A 378-nucleotide genomic window follows, 5' to 3' on the forward strand; every position below is an offset into this window, starting at 1 on the left:
CGAAGGAGAAATTCCGGTTCTGAGTAAAGGATAGACTGTTCTGAAAGGATCCCCTGCTGGACGTTCGTTGCTAACGCCTCATCTGGGTCTATCGTTTGGAGATAGTAGGGTGTACCCCCATAGACTGCCCACGTAGTGATAGCTGTCTCCGGGTCATAGCCTGGGAAGAACTTGCGTGCGTCAGCGACATCGAGAGGTTTGAGATCGATCGTTGCTGTCCGTCGCCCGTACAGTGGCGCGCTTCCTGAGAGCACCTTATTTTCCATGACACTGATCGAAGAGCCGACCAGGACAAGCGTCATTCCCGTTTCTTTGAGCTTGGTGTCCCAGACTCGCTGGATTCGTGACGGGAGCGAGTCATCCTCCTGAATAAGGAAT

1 protein-coding gene is annotated in these 378 nt (G+C 53.2%); it reads right to left on the minus strand.

The genetic code is table 11. The features are described 5' to 3' along the window. On the minus strand, positions 1–378 hold a 378-nt coding region (locus tag EXE42_RS17245), incomplete at both ends, for an ATP-binding protein (RefSeq protein ID WP_275938242.1).

It is taken from the genome of Halorubrum sp. SP3 (assembly GCF_005435195.1).
GTDB lineage: Archaea > Halobacteriota > Halobacteria > Halobacteriales > Haloferacaceae > Halorubrum > Halorubrum sodomense.